Annotated in this window: 17 protein-coding genes; 14 read left to right on the plus strand and 3 right to left on the minus strand. The window is 72.3% G+C overall.

Annotated features, from left to right (window positions below):
- Window position 1: 1 nt before the first annotated feature.
- Window positions 2–544, plus strand: a complete 543-nt coding sequence (locus tag ACIQ9E_RS09370; RefSeq protein WP_006347795.1) for a YbjN domain-containing protein — start codon at window positions 2–4, stop codon at window positions 542–544.
- 51 nt (window positions 545–595) lie between these two features.
- Here the strand turns inward: ACIQ9E_RS09370 and ACIQ9E_RS09375 are convergent, their stop codons facing one another.
- Both ACIQ9E_RS09375 and ACIQ9E_RS09380 read right to left on the minus strand, forming a co-directional pair.
- Window positions 596–1,843, minus strand: coding sequence for a glycosyltransferase family 39 protein (locus tag ACIQ9E_RS09375; protein ID WP_403704455.1), 1,248 nt, complete (start codon window positions 1,841–1,843; stop codon window positions 596–598).
- A 106-nt stretch (window positions 1,844–1,949) separates the two neighbouring features.
- Window positions 1,950–3,191 (minus strand): pyridoxal phosphate-dependent aminotransferase, encoded by a 1,242-nt coding sequence (locus ACIQ9E_RS09380; RefSeq protein WP_403704457.1) that lies wholly within the window; start codon window positions 3,189–3,191, stop codon window positions 1,950–1,952.
- 105 nt (window positions 3,192–3,296) lie between these two features.
- On the opposite strand from ACIQ9E_RS09380, the gene ACIQ9E_RS09385 reads away from it, so the two are divergent.
- The 8 genes from ACIQ9E_RS09385 to ACIQ9E_RS09420 all read left to right on the plus strand — a co-directional run bounded on the left by ACIQ9E_RS09385 (window position 3,297) and on the right by ACIQ9E_RS09420 (window position 12,216).
- Window positions 3,297–3,500, plus strand: a complete 204-nt coding sequence (locus tag ACIQ9E_RS09385) for a hypothetical protein (protein WP_403704460.1) — start codon at window positions 3,297–3,299, stop codon at window positions 3,498–3,500.
- Between the two features lie 607 nt (window positions 3,501–4,107).
- Window positions 4,108–4,656 (plus strand): DUF2617 family protein, encoded by a 549-nt coding sequence (locus ACIQ9E_RS09390; RefSeq protein ID WP_403704463.1) that lies wholly within the window; start codon window positions 4,108–4,110, stop codon window positions 4,654–4,656.
- A gap of 337 nt (window positions 4,657–4,993) precedes the next feature.
- Window positions 4,994–6,637 carry a polyamine aminopropyltransferase gene (locus ACIQ9E_RS09395; protein ID WP_403704466.1) on the plus strand — a complete coding sequence of 548 codons (1,644 nt, stop codon included), beginning with the start codon at window positions 4,994–4,996 and terminating at the stop codon, window positions 6,635–6,637.
- Between the two features lie 77 nt (window positions 6,638–6,714).
- On the plus strand, window positions 6,715–7,695 hold the full coding sequence (locus tag ACIQ9E_RS09400) for a carbon monoxide dehydrogenase (protein ID WP_403704469.1): 981 nt from the start codon (window positions 6,715–6,717) through the stop codon (window positions 7,693–7,695).
- Window positions 7,696–7,786: 91 nt separating this feature from the next.
- Window positions 7,787–8,590 (plus strand): aldose 1-epimerase, encoded by an 804-nt coding sequence (locus tag ACIQ9E_RS09405; protein ID WP_403704472.1) that lies wholly within the window; start codon window positions 7,787–7,789, stop codon window positions 8,588–8,590.
- A 33-nt stretch (window positions 8,591–8,623) separates the two neighbouring features.
- The gene (gene pyrE, locus ACIQ9E_RS09410; RefSeq protein WP_403704474.1) at window positions 8,624–9,172 is read left to right on the plus strand and encodes an orotate phosphoribosyltransferase; all 549 of its coding nucleotides are present in this window, start codon (window positions 8,624–8,626) and stop codon (window positions 9,170–9,172) included.
- 150 nt (window positions 9,173–9,322) lie between these two features.
- A complete protein-coding gene (gene fbaA, locus ACIQ9E_RS09415) occupies window positions 9,323–10,345 on the plus strand; it encodes a class II fructose-bisphosphate aldolase (RefSeq protein WP_403704477.1) in 1,023 nt (340 codons plus the stop codon).
- Between the two features lie 191 nt (window positions 10,346–10,536).
- A complete protein-coding gene (locus ACIQ9E_RS09420; RefSeq protein WP_403704480.1) occupies window positions 10,537–12,216 on the plus strand; it encodes an MFS transporter in 1,680 nt (559 codons plus the stop codon).
- Window positions 12,217–12,340: 124 nt separating this feature from the next.
- On the opposite strand, the gene ACIQ9E_RS09425 is transcribed toward ACIQ9E_RS09420, so the two are convergent.
- The gene (locus ACIQ9E_RS09425; protein WP_403704483.1) at window positions 12,341–13,201 is read right to left on the minus strand and encodes an ALF repeat-containing protein; all 861 of its coding nucleotides are present in this window, start codon (window positions 13,199–13,201) and stop codon (window positions 12,341–12,343) included.
- A 263-nt stretch (window positions 13,202–13,464) separates the two neighbouring features.
- Between ACIQ9E_RS09425 and ACIQ9E_RS09430 the strand changes: the two genes are divergently transcribed.
- The 5 genes from ACIQ9E_RS09430 to ACIQ9E_RS09450 all read left to right on the plus strand — a co-directional run bounded on the left by ACIQ9E_RS09430 (window position 13,465) and on the right by ACIQ9E_RS09450 (window position 18,396).
- Window positions 13,465–13,878, plus strand: a complete 414-nt coding sequence (locus ACIQ9E_RS09430) for a DUF3151 domain-containing protein (RefSeq protein ID WP_403704486.1) — start codon at window positions 13,465–13,467, stop codon at window positions 13,876–13,878.
- Between the two features lie 176 nt (window positions 13,879–14,054).
- Window positions 14,055–14,996 carry a tryptophan 2,3-dioxygenase family protein gene (locus tag ACIQ9E_RS09435; RefSeq protein ID WP_403704489.1) on the plus strand — a complete coding sequence of 314 codons (942 nt, stop codon included), beginning with the start codon at window positions 14,055–14,057 and terminating at the stop codon, window positions 14,994–14,996.
- A gap of 73 nt (window positions 14,997–15,069) precedes the next feature.
- Window positions 15,070–16,323 (plus strand): kynureninase, encoded by a 1,254-nt coding sequence (gene kynU, locus ACIQ9E_RS09440; protein ID WP_403704492.1) that lies wholly within the window; start codon window positions 15,070–15,072, stop codon window positions 16,321–16,323.
- Window positions 16,324–16,603: 280 nt separating this feature from the next.
- Window positions 16,604–17,506, plus strand: coding sequence for an alpha/beta hydrolase (locus ACIQ9E_RS09445; RefSeq protein ID WP_403704495.1), 903 nt, complete (start codon window positions 16,604–16,606; stop codon window positions 17,504–17,506).
- A gap of 68 nt (window positions 17,507–17,574) precedes the next feature.
- Window positions 17,575–18,396 (plus strand): NAD(P)H-binding protein, encoded by an 822-nt coding sequence (locus ACIQ9E_RS09450; protein WP_403704498.1) that lies wholly within the window; start codon window positions 17,575–17,577, stop codon window positions 18,394–18,396.
- The last annotated feature ends 7 nt before the right edge of the window (window positions 18,397–18,403 follow it).

Genomic DNA, 18,403 nt, shown 5'->3' on the forward strand with positions numbered 1-18,403 from the left:
GGTGACCATCGATCCGTCCTCGATTCCGAATTTCGGGGGCCAGCCCCAGCCGCAGGCCGCAGGACCGGCGGGACCCGTCGTTCCCGACCAGGACCTCGTGAAGCAGCTCCTCGACCAGATGGAGCTGAAGTACGTCGTCGACGACGAGGGCGACCTCGCCGCGCCGTGGGAGGAGTTCCGCACGTACTTCATGTTCCGCGGCGAGAACGAGCAGCAGGTCTTCTCCGTCCGGACCTTCTACGACCGTCCGCTGGACGTCGAGGAGCGCACCCGGATCCTGGAGAAGATCGACGACTGGAACCGCCGCACCCTCTGGCCGAAGGTCTACACGCATCTGCACGAGGACGAGGAGGGCGGCGCGTCCGTCCGTCTCATCGGCGAGGCACAGATGCTGATCGGCATGGGCGTGAGCCTCGACCACTTCGTCTCCTCCACCGTGAGCTGGGTGCAGGCGTCGATGGAGTTCGACAACTGGTTCGCCACCGAGATGGGCTTCAAGCCCTCGGAGGGCGGCCAGGAGGGTGCCGGGCCCGACGAGGCCTGACATCCGGCCCCGGACACGTCCCGGCGCAGGCCCGGTGGGGGTTCCGCCGGATCAGAGCGCCATCGGTGACAGCGTCAGCAGATAGGTGCCGTAGCCGAACGAGAGCCCGGCCAGGGCGGCGATCACCGCGATCGCCGACCGCGGCCGGGCTCTCGTCACTGCCAGGGCCACCGGCAGCAGCAGCGGGAACGCCGGCAGCAGAAACCGCGGTTTCGACTCGAAGAACCCGGACCCGCCGAGGGTGATCAGCACCAGCACCCCCGTGTAGACCAGCAGCGCGGCGGGCGGGCGGGCCAGCACCAGCAGGACGAACAGCACCGTCGATACGAGCACGATCAGCAGCGCCATCGTCAGCGGCAGCGCGACGGGCCGCAGCGCGATATCGCGGACCACCCGGGCCGCCCCGGCGCCGAAGTCGAAGGTCGACGTCCAGCCGCGCTGTACGGCGAAGTAGCCGCCGAGCGGATCACCGGTACGGAAGCCGACCCAGAGGACGTAGCCGCACCAGCCGGTGGGGGCGAGTGCCGCGGCCGCCCACAGCCGCGGGTCCCGGCGGCCTTTGCGCCCCCCGCGGACGAGTTCGTACGCCACCACGCACAGCACCGCGGCGGCCACCGCGATCCCGTTGGGCCGGGAGAGGCCCGCGAGCGCGGCGAGGACCCCCGCCCACAGCCAGCGGCGGGTCAGCAGCGCGTACAGCGACCAGGCGGCGAACGCCGTCAGCAGCGGTTCCGTGTACGCCATGGTGAGCACGACCGAATGCGGCAGCAGCCCCCACAGCAGCACCAGCACCGTCGCGGTCCGGCGGCCGTGCAGCCGCTCGCCCACCGCGTAGATCCCGGCCGCCGCGACCAGCGCCGCCGACCAGGAGACCAGCAGCCCGATGGTCCCGCTGGTGATCCGGTCCGGGACGGCGTACGACAGACCGCGGACCAGCCCGGGGTAGAGCGGGAAGAACGCCAGGTCGCTCTGGACCGCACCGGGCCAGGTCAGCACCCGCCCGTAGCCGTGTTCGGCGATGAGCATGTACCAGTCCGCGTCCCAGGCCCGGCCGAGGATGGCCCGCGGCCGCCGTCCGATGTGCCAGGCCCAGACGCTCATCAGGACCAGCCCGGTCAGCCGTGCCGCGGCGAACAGCCCGACGGCGGGGGCGATGCGCAGCAGGGCCGAGTGAAGGCCGCGGGGGCTGTGCTGCGTGTGGTGCGGGTGCTGCGTGGCGGGTGCCGCTGTGTCGTCGAAGGCCGTTTCGGCGGACAGGGGGCACCTCCGGTCGCGGTTCGTCTCCTTCCGACCCAACATGGGCCGCGCGCGGGTGCCGCGCGAGTCACACTGCCCCGACAGGCCGCGCCGCGCCGTGCTTCCCACCCGTACGGCGCAGCCCCCGGAGGCCGTACCGTCTCCCGGCCTACAGACGGCGCAGCCGGTCGGCGGCCTCTTCGAGAAGCGCGGGGCTTTTGCAGAAGGCGAATCGGATGAAGGGCGCGCCCTGGGCCGTGTCGTCGTAGAAGACCGCGTTGGGGACGGCCACCACCCCGCACCGCCGCGGCAGCTCGCGGCAGAAGGCGATGCCGTCGGACGCGCCGAGCGGGCGGATGTCGGTGGTGATGAAGTACGTGCCCGCCGGGCGGTAGACCGTGAAACCCGCCGCTGTGAGACCGTCCGCGAGCAGATCGCGGCGGGTCCGCAGGGACGCCCGCAGTTCCTCGTAGTACGCCTCCGGGAGCTGTAGCGCCTCGGCGACGGCGTACTGGAACGGACCGGCCGAGACATAGGTGAGGAACTGCTTCACCGTGCGGACGGCCGTGACGAGCGGGGCGGACGCGGTGATCCAGCCGACCTTCCAGCCGGTCAGCGAGTACGTCTTGCCCGCGCTGCCGATGGTGACCGTGCGCTCGCGCATTCCGGGGAAACCGGCGATGGGGTGGTGTTCGCCCTCGAAGACCAGGTGTTCGTAGACCTCGTCCGTCACGACGAGCAGATCGTGTTCGACGGCCAGCTCCGCGATCGCGGCGAGTTCGCCGCGGCCGAGGACCGTACCGGTCGGATTGTGCGGGGTGTTGAGGAGGATGAGGCGGGTGCGGTCGGTGATCGCGTCGCGCAGTTCGTCCAGGTCGAGGTGGTAGGCGCCGTCGCGGGGGCGGAGGGTGACCGGGACGCGCCGGCCGCCCGCGAGGGCGATGCAGGCGGCGTACGAGTCGTAGTACGGCTCCAGGGCGATGACCTCGTCGCCGGGTTCGACCAGGGCGAGGAGTGCCGCCGCGATGGCCTCGGTGGCGCCCGCGGTGACGAGGACGTCGGTGTCCGGGTCGTGGTGGAGCCGGTAGCGGGAGAGCTGGTGGCCGGCGATCGCGGCCCGCAGTTCGGGGATGCCGGGACCCGGCGGGTACTGGTTGCCGCGGCCGTCGCGGATCGCGCGAACCGCCGCCTCGCGGACGGCCTCGGGGCCGTCGGTGTCGGGGAAGCCCTGGCCCAGGTTGATCGCGCCGGTCTCGGCGGCCAGGGCCGACATCTCCGCGAAGATCGTGGTCCCGAAACCGGTGAGCCTGCTGGTGAGCAGGGGGCGGTCCGCCGTCCGGCGGGCCCCCGGTGCGGGCCCGGACCCGGGGCCGGTGGAAGATCCGGTGGGGGACTGCTCGGTGGTCGCCATGCGGCCATCCTGGGCCGAAGCTCTGGACTTGCTCAAGTCTGCTTTGGCGTCCGGCGGGGCGGGGCATCCCGGATACGGAGAAGATCGGAAGGAACGGTGAAGGTCATGGGGGTACCGCTGGTCATCGTGCTGGTCCTGCTGGCGCTGATCTGGTTCGGCGTCATGGCACTGAACAGGCGCGGGGTGAGGGAGGGCCGACGGAGCCGCAGGGGCTCCGATGCCGATTCCGGTGGTTCGTGGTGGAGCGGCGGGGACACCGGGCACAGCTGTGGCGGTGGTGGGGGCTGCGGCGGCGGTGGTGGGGACTGAACCGCTCCGGTGACCAGGGACCAGGGACCAGGGACCAGTGGTCGGTGACGGGTGCCGGTGAGGGGCCGGGCGAACCGAAGGAAATGAAGGAAACGCTTTAACGGTGTGAATTACGTGAATCGCGTGAATTACGTGAAACGGTTTAATGCGGACTGGAGGCGACGGGGGGGCACTGACGGCGGAAGCGGCTGACACGGGGCAGCCGATCCGCGACCCGGAGGCACCTGGCGGGAGGGGCGACCCTTTCGCCAGGTGCCGAAGTCGTTTCGGGGGTACGGGTGTTGGTGCCGGGGCGGATGCTCGGCGGCGGTAACGGGAGTGAGGAGGTTCCCGTCATTCGATACTACGTACGGATTTTCTTGAACAGGTGAACCGCAAGGCCACCCAGGGGATGGAAACCCCGCCAACTTGGGTAAAAACGCTGTGAGCCCCGCGTACTTCGTGATTCCGTTGACGACGGAACCTGTTGGAACCGTCCAGCCTCCGGGCCGGCATCCGGGCCCGATCAGGCGCGTCCCCATTTCTCTTCAGATCCTGCCGTCTTTGCGCTCCGGGGCGCCTTCAGGTCCATGTATCCACCGCCGAAGCGTGTTTGCGGAGCCGATCCATGCTCACCACCCTCCATACCGCCTACACCGATACCCGTGCCGACGACCTCGCCTGGGCTCTCGGCCGGGAGCCCCTGCCCGCCCTGGCCGTACTCGACCTCGAACTCGCCGGGGCCAAGCTCCAGCTCAGGCTGCTCGGCGCTTCCCACCAGGTGCTGCTGGAAGAGGAGCAGGGCACCTGCTCGGAGACCGTGGCCTGCATGCCCGGCAGCAGAACGCCCCTCCCCCTGGGGGTTTCGGAGCGGCTCGGCTCCTGGGAGTACGAGTTCGCCGCGCGGGTCGAGACGCTGTCCGAGGGGTCGTTCGCCGGGCGTGCCCAAGAGCTGCTGGCCCTGGTCGCCGACCATCCCAACTCCCTCGCCGGAACGTTTCCCGGGGATCCGCACGCCTTCACCGCGATGATGGCCCAGCGCCGGGGCCGGCAGGTGCTCTGGCGCACCTGGCACGCGTACCCGCAGGAGGGGCGGATGGTCGTCACACGGACCCGGGTCGGGGTGGCCGCCCGGGGCGCGGAGGTCGCCTGCTGCCCCGAGCAGGTGCTGCTCTGACCGCAGACACCGCAGACACCGCAGACACCGCGGAGCCACGGAGGCGCGGAGGTTCGGGGCGCGGAGGCGCCGGGACCGGGACCGGGACCGGGACCGCGGAGGCTCGGGCCCGGCGGCGCGTTCGTACGAGGAGCCGGTCACGGGTGTGGCGGCGGGCGCGTGCCGGTGTTGTGCGGTCGTAGTGCGGTCGTAGTGCGGATCCGTCCGGAGTGCGCGGCCCTCGCGCGCGCTCTTACCCGATGAGCCGGGAGCGCGAAAGACGGCGGGCCGCGTCCGTGCGCCGGATGCACACGTGTGGGTGACAGGATGCGCGCGATACGTGACGTAGCGTTACTGCATGATCGACCGGTCACCGCAGTTGTCCCCGCCGACGGCGGCACTTCCGCTGCCGGTGCGCCCGGACGCCGGCCGGTTCCTGGTGCTGCTCGGAGTCTTCGTCTGCGCCGCCTGCGGTCTGGTGTACGAGCTGGAGCTGGTGGCCCTCGCCTCGTATCTGATCGGCGATTCCGTCACCCAGGCTTCCGTGGTGCTGTCCCTGATGGTGTTCGCGATGGGGGTCGGCTCGCTGCTCGCGAAGCGGCTGCGCTGCCGGGCCGCCGTCGGCTTCGGTCTGCTGGAGCTGGCGCTCGCGCTGGTCGGCGGCTGCTCGGCGATGGTGTTGTACGCGACGTTCGCGTGGCTCGGCGAATCCCGGATGGTCCTGGTCGCCTTCTCCCTGGCCATCGGCGTTCTGATCGGCGCCGAGATCCCGCTGCTGATGTCGCTGATCCAGCGGATCTCCCGCCGGGACGCGGAGGGGACGGTCGCCGACCTGTTCGCCGCGGACTACGTGGGCGCGCTGGTCGGCGGGCTGGCCTTCCCGTTCCTGCTGCTGCCGTGGCTCGGCCGGCTCACCAGCGGACTGCTCACCGGCGCGGTCAACGCCCTGGTCGGCGGGGCCCTGGTGCTGTGGCTCTTCCGCCGCGATCTGACCCGCCGCTCCCGGAACTGGCTGCTGTTCGCCAACGCCCTCGTCCTCGCCCTGCTCGCCACCGCGACCGCCCTGGTCGGGGATTTCGAGCAGGCGGCCCGGCGGGCGATGTACGGGGACCGGGTGCGGGTCGCCGTACAGACAGGTGTCCAGGAGGTCGTGCTGACCGGTGACGGCGCCCGGCCGCTCGACCTCTTCCTCGACGGACGACTCCGGGTCAGCGGCGCCGACGAGTACCGCTATCACGAGGCCCTGGTCCACCCCGCGATGAACGGCCGCCACCGCCGGGTGCTGATCCTCGGCGGCGGCGACGGGCTGGCCGCCCGGGAAGTGCTGCGCCACCCCGGGGCCGACTCGCTGACGATCGTGGAGCTGGACCCCTGGATGGTCCGGCTCGCCCGGACCGACGCCGGCCTCTCCGCGCTCAACGACCGGGCGTACGAGGATCCGCGGGTCCGGGTGGTCACGGCCGACGCCTTCGCCTGGCTGCGGGACCCGGACAGCGCGGTGCCGGGGGGTTACGACGTGGTGATCGCCGATCTGCCGGACCCCGGCTCCACCGAGGGCGGCAAGTTCTACTCGCAGGAGTTCTACGGGCTGGTCGCCGGGATCCTGGCCCCCCAGGGGCGGCTGGCGGTCCACGCGGGCCCGCTGGAGGGCCGCCGCCGGGCGTTCTGGACGGCGGAGGCCACCCTGCGCGCCGCGGGGTACGGGACGAGCCCGTACCGCGTGGGCCCGGCCGATACCGCAGGCTCCGCCTCCTCCGGCGGCGGCCGGGACGCCCGGCTCAACGAGGACTTCGAAACGCTGGGCGCGGAGTCGGCCCCCGAGGACTGGGGGCTGCTGCTGGCCGCCCCCGGCCGGATCCCGCCGCTCGCCCTCGACCCGGACGCGCCCCCGCTGCGCTCGCTGACGGACATGCTGCTCGTGGCGGACGCCCGCGACGCCGAGCGGACCCGGATGACCGGTCTTCCGCCGTCGACGCTCGTCCATCCGCGCTACCCGGACTGATGCGACCGGCGCCCTGTGCGAACGGAAAGCCGCGGGTGGGGAGACGGTACGGGGCGCCCTGGGTAGGCTCGGTTGTCATGGACCATGAGGTGTTCGTTCCGGTTCCGGTCGAGTCCGTACGACGGGTGCTCAGGGACCCCGTACGGGCGGCCCGTTGCGTTCCGGGTCTCCAGCTCGACGCGGCCGGGGAGCCGGGAGAAGCCGGGAAGTCCTCGGAGTCCGGTGAGTCCGGTGAGTCCGGTGAGTCCGGTGAGTCCGGTGCGCCGGTGACGGGTCGGCTGAAAATCAGGGTCGGCAACCACACCATCACCTACCGGGGGCGGCTCTGGACCGTGGAGCGTGACGGCGTCTTCACCGTCGAGGGCGAGGGCGTGGAAGCGCGCGGCCCGGGTTCGGTGAAGGCCGCGCTGACCCTTCGGGTACGGGGCGATGCCACGGGCGGTACGACGCTGGACTTCACCGGTACGGCGCAGGCGGAGGGGCGGCTCGCGGGGCTGCCGGGCACTTCGAGGGAGCAGTCGGCGCGCCGTCTGCTGGACCGTTTCGCCGAGGCGCTGGCGGCGTACGCGGCCGAGGGCGCGGAGCATGCGGAGCACGCAGACGGCACAGAGGGCACAGACGGCACAGAGGGCACAGAGGATGACGAGGTCGACGAGGTCGACGAGGTCGACGGTGACGGCGAGGCGGAAGGGGCCGTATACGACTCGCCCGTACTGCCGCCGGGGTTCGGGGACGGCTTGGACGGACTCGACGCATTGAGCGGCTTGGACGGCTTGGGCGGCTTGGACGATGCGAGCGGCCTCGGCGGACCGGGCGCACCGGGCGTACCGGCTGCCGGGTCCGGTGACGAGCCGCCCGCGGAGGCGGCCCATGCCCGGCGCACGATGATCGGCCGCAGCGCGGAAGAGGTCGACCACGCCCCGCCGAGAGGCCGGTACGCGCCCCGCCCCGCACCCGACACGGGCGTCCGGAAGGTGCCGGTCCGCTGGGTCGCGGGTGCCGCGGCCGTGGGCTCCGCGCTGCTGCTGGCCCGTGCCCTGCGCCGCCGCCGGACCTGATCCGGCCGGCGGGCCCCGGGCCCGGTTCCGTACCCCCGCGGCGGTACGGCCTGCGGCGCCGTGATCGCCGCGCTCCCGTTAGGGTCGGGGCGTGAGCAGCAGCAAGGGCAGCGAAGAGGGCGTACGGCTCCGGGCCGGGGACGCCGAGTTGACCGTACGGCCGGACCACGGATGCCGGGTGTCGAGCCTGACCGTCGGGGGCACGGAGCTTCTCCGCCAGGGGGAGCGGTACGGCTCGTTCCCGATGGTCCCCTGGTGCGGGCGGGTGGACCACGGGCGCTTCCGGGACGGCGCCGTACAGCATCAGCTCCCCGTCAACGCCGATCCGCACGCGATCCACGGCACCGGCCGCGACACCGTCTGGCGGACCCGCAGGGCCGACGAGAGCGAGGCGGTGTTCACGTACGAACTCGGTGAACCGTGGCCGTACCCGGGTCTGGTGACCCAGGTCTTCGCGCTGACGGAGTCCTCCCTCACGCTGACCCTCGCCGTCGAGGCGCAGGAGGACTCGTTCCCGGCCCAGGCGGGCTGGCACCCCTGGTTCCTGCGGAATATCGGCGGCGAGGACGCCGTACTCGACTTCGCCCCCGCCTGGCAGGAGGAGCGCGGCGACGACCATCTGCCGACCGGGCGCCGGATCGACCCCCGCCCCGGCCCCTGGGACGACTGCTTCGGCATGCCCGACGGGGTCGCCGCCACCCTCACCTGGCCCGGACAGCTCGAACTGGAGATCACCGGCTCGGGCGAGTGGGTCGTGGTCTACGACGAGCAGCCCGAGGCGATCTGCGTCGAACCGCAGTCCGGGCCGCCGAACGGGCTGAACACCCTCCCCCGGCTGGTCACCCCGATCGACCCGCTGGAGACCTCGACGACCTGGAGCTGGCGCCGCCTGTGAGAGACGGCCGGTGGGGGTTCTAAGCTCGTGGGTATGACTGACGTACGCGCTGACCTGCTCCAGCAGATCAAAGACAAGGCCGTGGTGCACGGCAGGGTGACCCTCTCCTCGGGCATCGAGGCCGACTACTACGTGGATCTGCGGCGGATCACGCTCGACGGCACCGCGGCCCCTCTCGTCGGGCAGGTCATGTCGGAGCTGACCGCGGACCTCGACTTCGACTGCGTCGGCGGGCTCACCCTCGGCGCGGACCCGGTCGCGACCGCGATCCTGCACTCCGCGGCCGCGCGCGGCCGGAGCGTGGACGCGTTCGTCGTCCGCAAGGCCGCCAAGGCCCACGGTATGCAGCGCCGGGTCGAGGGGCCGGACATCAGGGGCCGCCGCTGTCTGGTCGTCGAGGACACCTCGACCACCGGCGGTTCGCCGCTGACCGCGGTCGAGGCGGTGCGCGAGGCGGGCGGCGAGGTCGTCGCGGTGGCGACCATCGTGGACCGGGCGACGGGCGCGGGCGAGAAGATCAGCGAGACGGCCGGGGTGCCGTATCTGTACGCGTACTCCCTCGACGAGCTGGGCCTGGGCTGACGGCACGGGCGGGGGACACCCCGTACGTATGCCCGCAGACCGGACGGCCGGGCCGGCCGGGAGGTCTGCGAAGATAGGGGCCGACGATGACGTCGCCCCAAGGTCAGGGCCCGTACATATCGCAGAACCGCAGACACGAGGAGCGGACAGATGCCCATCGCAACCCCCGAGGTCTACAACGAGATGCTCGACCGGGCGAAGGCAGGCAAGTTCGCCTACCCGGCCATCAACGTGACCTCCTCCCAGACCCTCCACGCCGCGCTGCGCGGCTTCGCGGAGGCCGAGAGCGACGGCATCGTCCAGATCTCCACGGGTGGTGCGGAGTTCCTGGGCGGCCAGCACAGCAAGGACATGGTGACGGGCGCGGTCGCCCTCGCCGAGTTCGCGCATATCGTGGCCGCGAAGTACGACGTCAACATCGCGCTGCACACGGACCACTGCCCGAAGGACAAGCTGGACACGTACGTCCGTCCGCTGGTGGCGATCTCCGCCGAGCGCGTCGCGGCCGGGCGCAACCCGCTCTTCCAGTCCCACATGTGGGACGGTTCGGCCGAGAACCTGGCCGACAACCTGTCCATCGCGCAGGAGCTGCTGCCGCTGGCCGCCGCCGCCAAGATCATCCTTGAGGTCGAGATCACCCCGACCGGCGGCGAGGAGGACGGTGTCACGCACGAGATCAACGACGAGCTGTACACCACCGTCGAGGACGCGCTGCGCACCGCCGAGGCGCTGGGTCTGGGCGAGAAGGGCCGTTACCTCCTCGCCGCCTCCTTCGGCAATGTCCACGGCGTCTACAAGCCGGGCAACGTGGTGCTCCGCCCCGAGCTGCTGAAGGACCTCCAGCAGGGCGTCGGTGAGAAGTACGGCAAGGCCGCGCCGTTCGACTTCGTCTTCCACGGGGGCTCCGGCTCCACCGCCGAGGAGATCGCGGTCGCGCTCGACAACGGCGTGGTGAAGATGAACCTCGACACGGACACGCAGTACGCGTTCACCCGGCCCGTCGTGGCGCATATGTTCCAGAACTACGACGGCGTCCTGAAGGTCGACGGCGAGGTCGGCAACAAGAAGGCGTACGACCCGCGGACCTGGGGCAAGCTGGCCGAGGCGGGTATGGCCCAGCGCGTGGTCGAGGCCTGCACGGCGCTGCGCTCCGCGGGCACGAAGCTGAAGTAGTTCCCCGGCCGGTCCATGCGGGCCGCATGGACTTGTGGTGGCCGGTGTTTTTATCGTACGGCGTCGTGGCGCGGGAGCGCCGCGGCGCCGTACGGCTTTCCGGCCGCCCTTCCGCGGTCCGGTGCCGCGTTGTCCACAGGCGGTTGTCCACAGGGGTCGCCGGGTCGGGGGTGCGCTGGGATCATCCCCTTATGGACGCGGATACGGGGGATACGGCCGCCGGAGGCGGTGCGAGGGGCCGGGACGGCCCGGAGACCGGCCCTGCAACGGGCACGGGCTCTGCGCCGGACACCGGGCCTGCGCCGGACACCGGTCTTGCAGCGGGTACGGGCTCCGCAACCGGCGCGGGCCCTGCGCCGGACTACGGCCCCGCGACGGGCGCGGGCGGCGGCTCGGGGCCCGGTCCGGGGCCGGGTTCGGATGCGGGTGGTGGGGTCGGACTGGCTTCCGCCACCGGGCGGTGGGTCGTGTTCACGACCGTGCTCGGCTCCAGCATGGCCCTGCTCGACTCGACGGTCGTCAATGTCGCCCTGCCGCATATCGGTGAGGATCTCGGCGCCGATCTGGCCGACCTCCAGTGGACCGTCAACGCCTACATGCTGACCCTGGCCGGGCTGATCCTGCTCGGTGGGGCGCTCGGCGACCGCTATGGACGGCGCCGGATCTTCGTCGTCGGGGTGGTGTGGTTCGCCCTGGGCTCCCTGCTCTGCGGGATCGCGCCCAACGCGGGGGTGCTGATCGCGGCCCGTGCCCTCCAGGGCATCGGCGGTGCGCTGCTCACACCGGGATCTCTGGCGATCATCCAGGCGAGTTTCCATCCCGACGACCGGTCGCGGGCGGTCGGGCTGTGGTCCGGATTCGGGGGCGTCGGCGCGGCGATCGGGCCGTTCGTCGGCGGCTGGCTGGTCGACGGACCGGGCTGGCGCTGGGTCTTTCTGATCAATGTGCCGCTGGCCGTGCTCTGTGTGCCGGTCGCCCTGCGGTACGTCCCGGAATCCCGGGATCCGGCGGCCCACGGCGGGCGCTTCGACATCCTGGGCGCGGTGCTGGGGGCGGGCGCGCTGGCCCTGGTGACCTATGCGCTGATCGCGGCGGAGTGGTGGCCCGGGGTGATCGGGGTACTGGTCGCGCTGGCCTTCGTGGTGGTCGAACGGCGGAGTCCGGATCCGATGCTGCCGCTGTCGATCTTCCGGTCGCGGATGTTCACCGTGGTCAATGTGGTGACGCTCTGTGTGTACGCGGCGTTCGGCGGATTCTTCTTCCTCGCCGCGCTCCAGCTCCAGGTCGTCTCCGGTTACTCGGCTCTCCAGGCGGGGCTGGCGCTGTTGCCGACGACGCTGCTGATGCTGCTGTTCTCGGCGGCGTCCGGCCAGTTGGCGGAGCGTACGGGGCCGCGGCTGCCGCTGACGGTCGGACCGCTGCTCTGCGCGGGCGGGCTGCTGCTGATGCTGCGGGTCGGGCCGTCCCCGTCGTACTGGGCGGATGTGCTCCCGGCGCTGCTGGTGCTGGGGGCCGGGATGGTGGCCCTTGTCGCGCCGCTCACGGCGACGGTGCTGTCGTCGGTGCCGACGGCGCGGGCGGGTATCGCCAGCGGGGTGAACAACGCGGCGGCGCGGGCGGCCGGTCTGGTGGCGGTGGCGGCGCTGCCGCTGCTGGTCGGGATGGGCCCGGAGGCGTACCGCTCGGCGGCGCAGTTCGATGCGGCCTTCGACCGGGCGATGCCGATCTGTGCGGGGGTGCTGGTGGTGGGTTCGCTGGTGGCGGCCGTGTGGATCCGGCGCCCGGGGGCGCCGTGCGCCGCGCCGGAGTGCCGGGTGAACTGCGGGGTGGGCGCGCCGCCGCTGGAGGCGGGGAAGGGTGGTGGGCGGTGAGCCGGAGCGGCACCGCCGCCGCTGATACGGGGCGGTGCCGAGGCGACCGGAACCGTGCCGCCTGCGGTGACCGGTGTTGCGGCGCGGTCGAGGGTGCGCCGTTGCTGCCGGGGTAACCGCACGGTCAGCGCTTCGCCTTGGCGGCGGCGGCCTGGTCCTTGGCGCGGGCCTTGTGCTGGCCGCTGTCGAGGAAGGTGACCACGGCCTGGCGGGTGCCGGCCTTGAGCGCGGCGTTTCCGGCGGCCTTCACGTACGTGCCGCCGTAGGAGACGATCCGGGCGACGCTGTTGCGGTCGTCCTTGTTGCGGGCGTTGTGCTGGCCGAACTCCAGGAAGTCGGCCAGGGCCTGGTGGCTGTCGGCCTTGAAGGCCGCGATACCGGCGGCCTTCAGCTTGGGGCCGCCGGAGGAGAAGATCTGGACGGTACGGACCCGGTCGTCCTCGTACTGGGCCTTGTACCGGCCGCTGTCGATGAAGTCGATCAGTGCCTGGTGGGTGCCGGCCCTCATGGCGGCCTTGCCGTCGCGCTGCACGGCGGGGCCGCCCCCGGAGATGATGCGGGCGACACGGACGCGGTCGTCCGTCTCCCGCTCCTTGTACTGGCCCTTCTCGATGAACTCGACCAGCGCCTTGCGGGTGTTGGCGTCCAGGGCCCTGTTGGCGCCGTCCTGCACTCCCCGGCCGCCCGTACCGATGAGCCTCGCGACGTGAACCCGGTCGTCGTCCATCCGGGCCTGGTGCTGGCCGGCGTCGAGGAAGCGCGCCCGGTCCTCGGCGGTGCCGTCCAGGGCCTTCTGAGCACCCTCGCGGACGCCCAGGCCCGACCGGGGATCGGCCAGGAGCTTCTCGATGGCGGCCCGGTTGGCCTCGTCGGAGGCGCCCTGGGCGGCCGTGGCCGCCGGAGCCTCGGCCGTGGCGGGGGAGGCGGAGGTGAGGGAGAACACCAGCGCCGGAGCGACGGCCAGGGACATGGCAATCGCGGACATGCGTATGAGCTTCAAAGAGAATCCGCCTTGCGGGAGAAAGTACTTGCTTGCAAGGTGCAATTTTACTGACGGCGGCCTTGTATGTCGCACTGATTGATGGTGATACGCGGTGATGTCCGGAGAGTTGACTGCCGATGTGCCGGAACCGGATCGCCATGGCGGCCCGGCACTTCGGCCGGCGCCTTGCCTGATCCGGGCCCCGGGGCACTGCGGGCGTTCCGGCGGCCGGCCGTGGCGCCGCCCCGATGGGGGAGACTGGGCGCATGTCCATTCATGAGAATCTGCTCGGGGGACCGCCCCCCACGCATCTGCCCGACGAAGCCGGACCGCGGGAGGCGCTCGCCGCCGGGCGCAGCGCGACGGAGGTCGCCGCCCAGTACCCCACCTCGTCGCTGGCCTGGGCGCTCCTCGCCGACGAGGCGTTCGAGGGCGGGCGGACCGTCGAGTCGTACGCGTACGCCCGTACCGGCTACCACCGCGGTCTGGACGCGCTGCGCCGCAACGGCTGGAAGGGCCACGGCCCGGTGCCGTGGGAGCACGAGCCGAACCGCGGCTTCCTGCGCGCCCTGCACGCCCTCGCCCGCGCCGCCGGGTCGATCGGTGAGAAGGACGAGTACGAGCGGTGCTCGACGTTCCTGCGCGACTCGTCGCCGCTCGCCGCCGACACCCTGGGCTGACGGACCGCTCGGCCGACGGACCGGCCGGGCCCGTCGTCGACGACGCCCGTGTCCCCTGGTGCGGATGTACCTGGAGGGGACACGGGCCTCGGTCTACTATGCGCGTGGGGACCGGAGCTCCCACCCACCAACAGGAAGGGGCGGACCGCTACCCGGACACACATCGAGGAGACGAGATGTCCCAGTCCGCTGCGCACGATTCCCCGGCGCGTGAAGCCACCGCGCCGCCCGCGGACCCCGCGGATCCCGCGCGCCCCCACACCGCCGGGCAGAGCGCCGAGCACGCCAGGCCCGCCGACGAGGCCCCCGACGCGCCGACCGTCGACTTCGCCGGCACCACCCCTTACGAGGACTACGTCCAGGCGGATGTCCTCACCCACCTCCAGCGGCCGCTCTCCGACGACCCCGGGGAAATGGTCTTCCTCGTCACCACCCAGGTGATGGAGCTGTGGTTCACCGTCATCGTCCACGAGTGGGAGACCGCGGCCGAGGCCCTGCGCCGCGACGACATCCCCGTCGCCATAGCGGCCCTGAAACGCTCGGTGCGCGAGCTGGAGGCCCTCAACGCCTCCTGGCGGCCGCTCGGGCAGCTCACCCCCGCGCAGTTCAACTCCTACCGCGGCGCGCTCGGCGAGGGCTCCGGTTTCCAGTCGGCGATGTACCGCCGTATGGAGTTCCTGCTGGGCGACAAGTCGGCGTCCATGCTGGTCCCGCACCGCGGCGCGCCCCGGGTCCACGCCGAGTTGGAGCGGGCGCTGGCCGAGCCGAGCCTGTACGACGAGGTGCTGGCGCTGCTGGCCCGCCGCGGCCGGGCCGTTCCGGAGGGCGTACTGCGCCGCGATCCGTCGCTCCGGTACGAGCCGGACGAGGGCGTCGAGGCGGTCTGGTCGGAGATCTACGGCGATCCGGACCGGGACGAGGAGCTGGTACGGCTCGGAGAGGCCCTGACCGACGTCGCCGAACTGGTGTGGCGCTGGCGCAACGACCATCTGGTGGCGACCCGCCGCGCGATGGGCGCCAAAACCGGTACGGGCGGTTCCGCCGGGGTGGCCTGGCTGGAGAAGCGGGCCCGCCGCAATGTGTTCCCGGAGCTGTGGACGGCGCGCAGCCATGTCTGAAGCGTCCGAGGCGTTCGAAGCGTCCGAAGCGTTCGAGACGTCCGAGGCATGGGAGGCATCCGAGGTGTCAGTGATGTCAGTGGTATCCGGTTTGCGGGCCCGCGCGGCCGCCCTCGACGCGGGCGACGCGCTCCGGCCCGTCCGCGGCCGCTTCACCCTCCCCGAGGGCGTCGTCTATCTCGACGGCAACTCCCTGGGCGCGCTCCCCGCGCATGTCCCCGGCCGGATCGCCGATGTCATCGGCCGCCAGTGGGGCGAGCTGGGGATCCGGTCGTGGACCGAGAGCGGCTGGTGGGAGGCGCCGGAGCGGATCGGGGACCGGATCGCGCCCCTGGTCGGAGCCGGGCCCGGACAGATCGTCGTCGGTGACTCGACGAGCGTGAACGTCTTCAAGGCCGTGGTCGGAGCGGTCCGGCTGGCGGGCACGGGGCGTACGGAGATCCTCGTGGACGCCACGACCTTCCCCACCGACGGCTATATCGCCACGTCGGCGGCCCGGCTGACCGGCTGTACGACGGTGCCGGTCGACCCGGCCGACGCGGAGTCGTTCCGGGCCGCGCTCGGGCCGCGGACCGCGGCCGTACTGCTGAACCACGTGGACTACCGCTCCGGCCGGCTCCACGATCTGCCCGCTCTCACGGCGGCCGCGCACGCCGCGGGCGCGTTCACGGTGTGGGACCTGTGCCACAGCGCGGGCGCGCTGCCGGTGGGGCTGGACGCGCACGGCGTGGACCTGGCCGTCGGATGCACGTACAAGTATCTGAACGGCGGCCCCGGCGCCCCCGCCTTCCTGTACGTCGCGGAGCGCCACCAGGCGGCCTTCGACTCACCGCTGCCGGGCTGGAACTCGCATGCGGAACCCTTCGCGATGGAACCGGAGTACGCGGCCGTGGCCGGGGCCCGGCGCGGCCGGGTCGGGACGCCCGACATCCTGTCCATGCTGGCGCTGGAGGCGGCGCTCGACGTGTGGGACGGGGTGGGCATCGAGGCGGTACGGGCGAAGAGCCTGGCGCTGACCGACTTCTTCCTGGAGTGCACGGCGGCGTACGCGGGGCTCGACGGGCGTCCGCTGACCCTGCTGACACCGGAGCGGCACCAGGAGCGCGGCAGCCAGATCGCGCTGGGGTGCGCCGGCTCCGCGGGGCCCGTGATGGAGCGGCTCATCGCCCGCGGTGTGGTGGGGGATCTGCGCAGGCCCGATGTGCTGCGGTTCGGATTCACCCCGCTGTACACGGGCTTTGCCGATGTGGAGCGCGCGGCCGCGGTCCTGGCCGAGGTGCTCGTGGAAGTGGGAGCGGGAGCGCCGGTGGAGCCGGGTTCGCGCTGACGTGGATCGGCGGGGGCGGTGTCCTGGTACCGTCCCCGCTGATCAGGTTGTTGCCGCGGGCAATTCCGCGCTTCCTCGGGAGGGTTGGAACCGCATGGCGGAACCCAGCGTGCCGGAATCTCAGGCTTCGGGTGCTTCGGGTGCTTCGGGTGCTTCGGGTGTTGCGGGTGTTGCGGGTCGGGCCGCCGGCGCACCGGCCCCGGGGTGCCTCGGGCTGCCGGTACCGGACTTCAGGGCCACCGCACTTCCGGACCCGGACCCGGATCGGGACGGGGGCTCGGTGCCGGACGCCTGCGCCGTCGCACGGGACGCGGCCGAGGAGGAGGCGGCGTTCGCGCACCCTCCCGTGGCGCCCGATACGACGTGGGCGTACGGCGACCACCCGGACCAGGTCGTCGACTTCTATGCGCCGCGCGGCCCGGAGGGGGAGAGCGCGCCGCTGGTCGTGGTCTTCCACGGGGGCGCCTGGCGGGCCCCGTACGACCGTGTGCACATCAGCCCGTTCGCTGACTTCCTCGCGCGGCGGGGTTTCGCGGTGGCGAGCGTCGAGTACCGCCGCGGCCGGGACATCCCGCAGCCGCGTGCCTCCGCCTCCGGCACGGCGGACACCGCCGCGCCGGTCGCCGGGCGCTGGCCGGAGACCTTCGACGACGTGGCGGCGGCCATGGACGCGCTGCCGGAGGCGGTGGCGCGGCTGCTGCCCGGCGCCGACCTGCGGCGCACGGTTCTGACCGGCCACTCCGCGGGCGGCCATCTCGCGCTCTGGGCTGCGGCCCGCCATGTCCTTCCCCGGGGCTCCGCCTGGCGTACCGAAGCCCCCGCGAATCTGCGCGGGGTGGTGGCGCTGGCCCCTCTCGCGGATCTGGCCAGGGCCGCGGAGCTGGGGGTCTGCGGTGGCGCGGTACGGCAACTGCTGGGCGATACAGCCGGGTTCGCGGAGCGCTGCGCCCAGGCCGATCCGGCGCAGCTGCTGCCCACCGGGATCGCGACGGTCGTGGTCCAGGGGCAGCAGGACATCGTCGTACCCCCGGCGGTGGCGGACGCCTACGCGGAGGCGGCGGCGAAGGCCGGGGAGGCGGTGGGGCTGACCCTGCTGCCGGAGGTGGGCCACTTCCCACTGATCGACCCGGGGGCGGATGCCTGCGCGGTGGCGGTGGAGGAGATCGCGCAGCTCGCGTGGTGAATCAGGAATCAGCATGCCGGTCGGCTTGCGGACCGTAACCGTCCGCAAGTCTCCGTACCTTCTGAGCCATGACGAACCTCGTAGCAGGAGCAACCGGAACCGTCGGCCGCCGGATCGTGGCCGAACTGCTCGACCGGGGCCGGGCGGTCCGCGCCCTGACCCGTGATCCCTCCACCGCGGACTTCCCCGAGGGCGTGGAGGTCTTCGAAGGCGATCTGACGGATCCCGAGAGCCTGGTGGCCGCGTTGCAGGGGGTGACGGGTCTCCACCTGATCACCTTCGGCGGCCCGTACTTCACGCCCCTGGAGACCGGCCCCCGCATCCTCGCACTGGCCCGGGAGGCGGGCGTCCGCCGGATCACCGTCCTCAACGGCGGCGGGGACACCCCGCTGGAGACCGCGGTCCGCGAATCGGACTTCGCGTGGACCGTGGTCATGCCGGTCGAGTTCATGGCGAACGCGCTGTCCTGGGCGGATGCGATCCGCGAGAACGACGAGGTGCGCGAGCCCTTCGTCGACCGGCTCAGCGCGATGGTCCACGAGGGCGATATCGGCGCGGTGGCGGCGGTGGCACTGACGGAGGAGGGCCACGCCGGGCAGACGTACCTGCTCAGCGGCCCGGAGGTGCTGACGGTCAGGGACAAGACATCGGCGTTGGCCCGCGCGCGCGGCCGGGATATCGCGCTGGTGGAACTGAGCCGGGACGAGGCGGTCGCGCAGTGGCACGAGGCGGGACAGCCGGAGGACGTCATCGACTTCCTGCTGGAGGTGTACGGGAACACCCCGGAGGCCGGCCGCACCGTGAACGACACGGTGCAGCGGGTCACCGGCCGTCCGGCCCGCACGTTCGACGAGTGGGCGAGGGACCACGCGGCGGCGTTCACGGCGTGATCCGGGA

The organism is Streptomyces sp. NPDC094448, assembly GCF_044763775.1.
Classification (GTDB): Bacteria; Actinomycetota; Actinomycetes; order Streptomycetales; family Streptomycetaceae; genus Streptomyces.

Coding starts and splice junctions, on each gene's coding strand:
- ACIQ9E_RS09375 (WP_403704455.1), bottom strand. CDS start 1,843: ATGTTGGGTCGGAAGGAGACGAACCGCGACCGGAGGTGCCCCCTGTCC.
- ACIQ9E_RS09380 (WP_403704457.1), bottom strand. CDS start 3,191: ATGGCGACCACCGAGCAGTCCCCCACCGGATCTTCCACCGGCCCCGGG.
- ACIQ9E_RS09385 (WP_403704460.1), top strand. CDS start 3,297: ATGGGGGTACCGCTGGTCATCGTGCTGGTCCTGCTGGCGCTGATCTGG.
- ACIQ9E_RS09390 (WP_403704463.1), top strand. CDS start 4,108: ATGCTCACCACCCTCCATACCGCCTACACCGATACCCGTGCCGACGAC.
- ACIQ9E_RS09395 (WP_403704466.1), top strand. CDS start 4,994: ATGATCGACCGGTCACCGCAGTTGTCCCCGCCGACGGCGGCACTTCCG.
- ACIQ9E_RS09400 (WP_403704469.1), top strand. CDS start 6,715: ATGGACCATGAGGTGTTCGTTCCGGTTCCGGTCGAGTCCGTACGACGG.
- pyrE (WP_403704474.1), top strand. CDS start 8,624: ATGACTGACGTACGCGCTGACCTGCTCCAGCAGATCAAAGACAAGGCC.
- fbaA (WP_403704477.1), top strand. CDS start 9,323: ATGCCCATCGCAACCCCCGAGGTCTACAACGAGATGCTCGACCGGGCG.
- ACIQ9E_RS09420 (WP_403704480.1), top strand. CDS start 10,537: ATGGACGCGGATACGGGGGATACGGCCGCCGGAGGCGGTGCGAGGGGC.
- ACIQ9E_RS09425 (WP_403704483.1), bottom strand. CDS start 13,201: ATGTCCGCGATTGCCATGTCCCTGGCCGTCGCTCCGGCGCTGGTGTTC.
- ACIQ9E_RS09430 (WP_403704486.1), top strand. CDS start 13,465: ATGTCCATTCATGAGAATCTGCTCGGGGGACCGCCCCCCACGCATCTG.
- ACIQ9E_RS09435 (WP_403704489.1), top strand. CDS start 14,055: ATGTCCCAGTCCGCTGCGCACGATTCCCCGGCGCGTGAAGCCACCGCG.
- kynU (WP_403704492.1), top strand. CDS start 15,070: ATGTCAGTGGTATCCGGTTTGCGGGCCCGCGCGGCCGCCCTCGACGCG.
- ACIQ9E_RS09450 (WP_403704498.1), top strand. CDS start 17,575: ATGACGAACCTCGTAGCAGGAGCAACCGGAACCGTCGGCCGCCGGATC.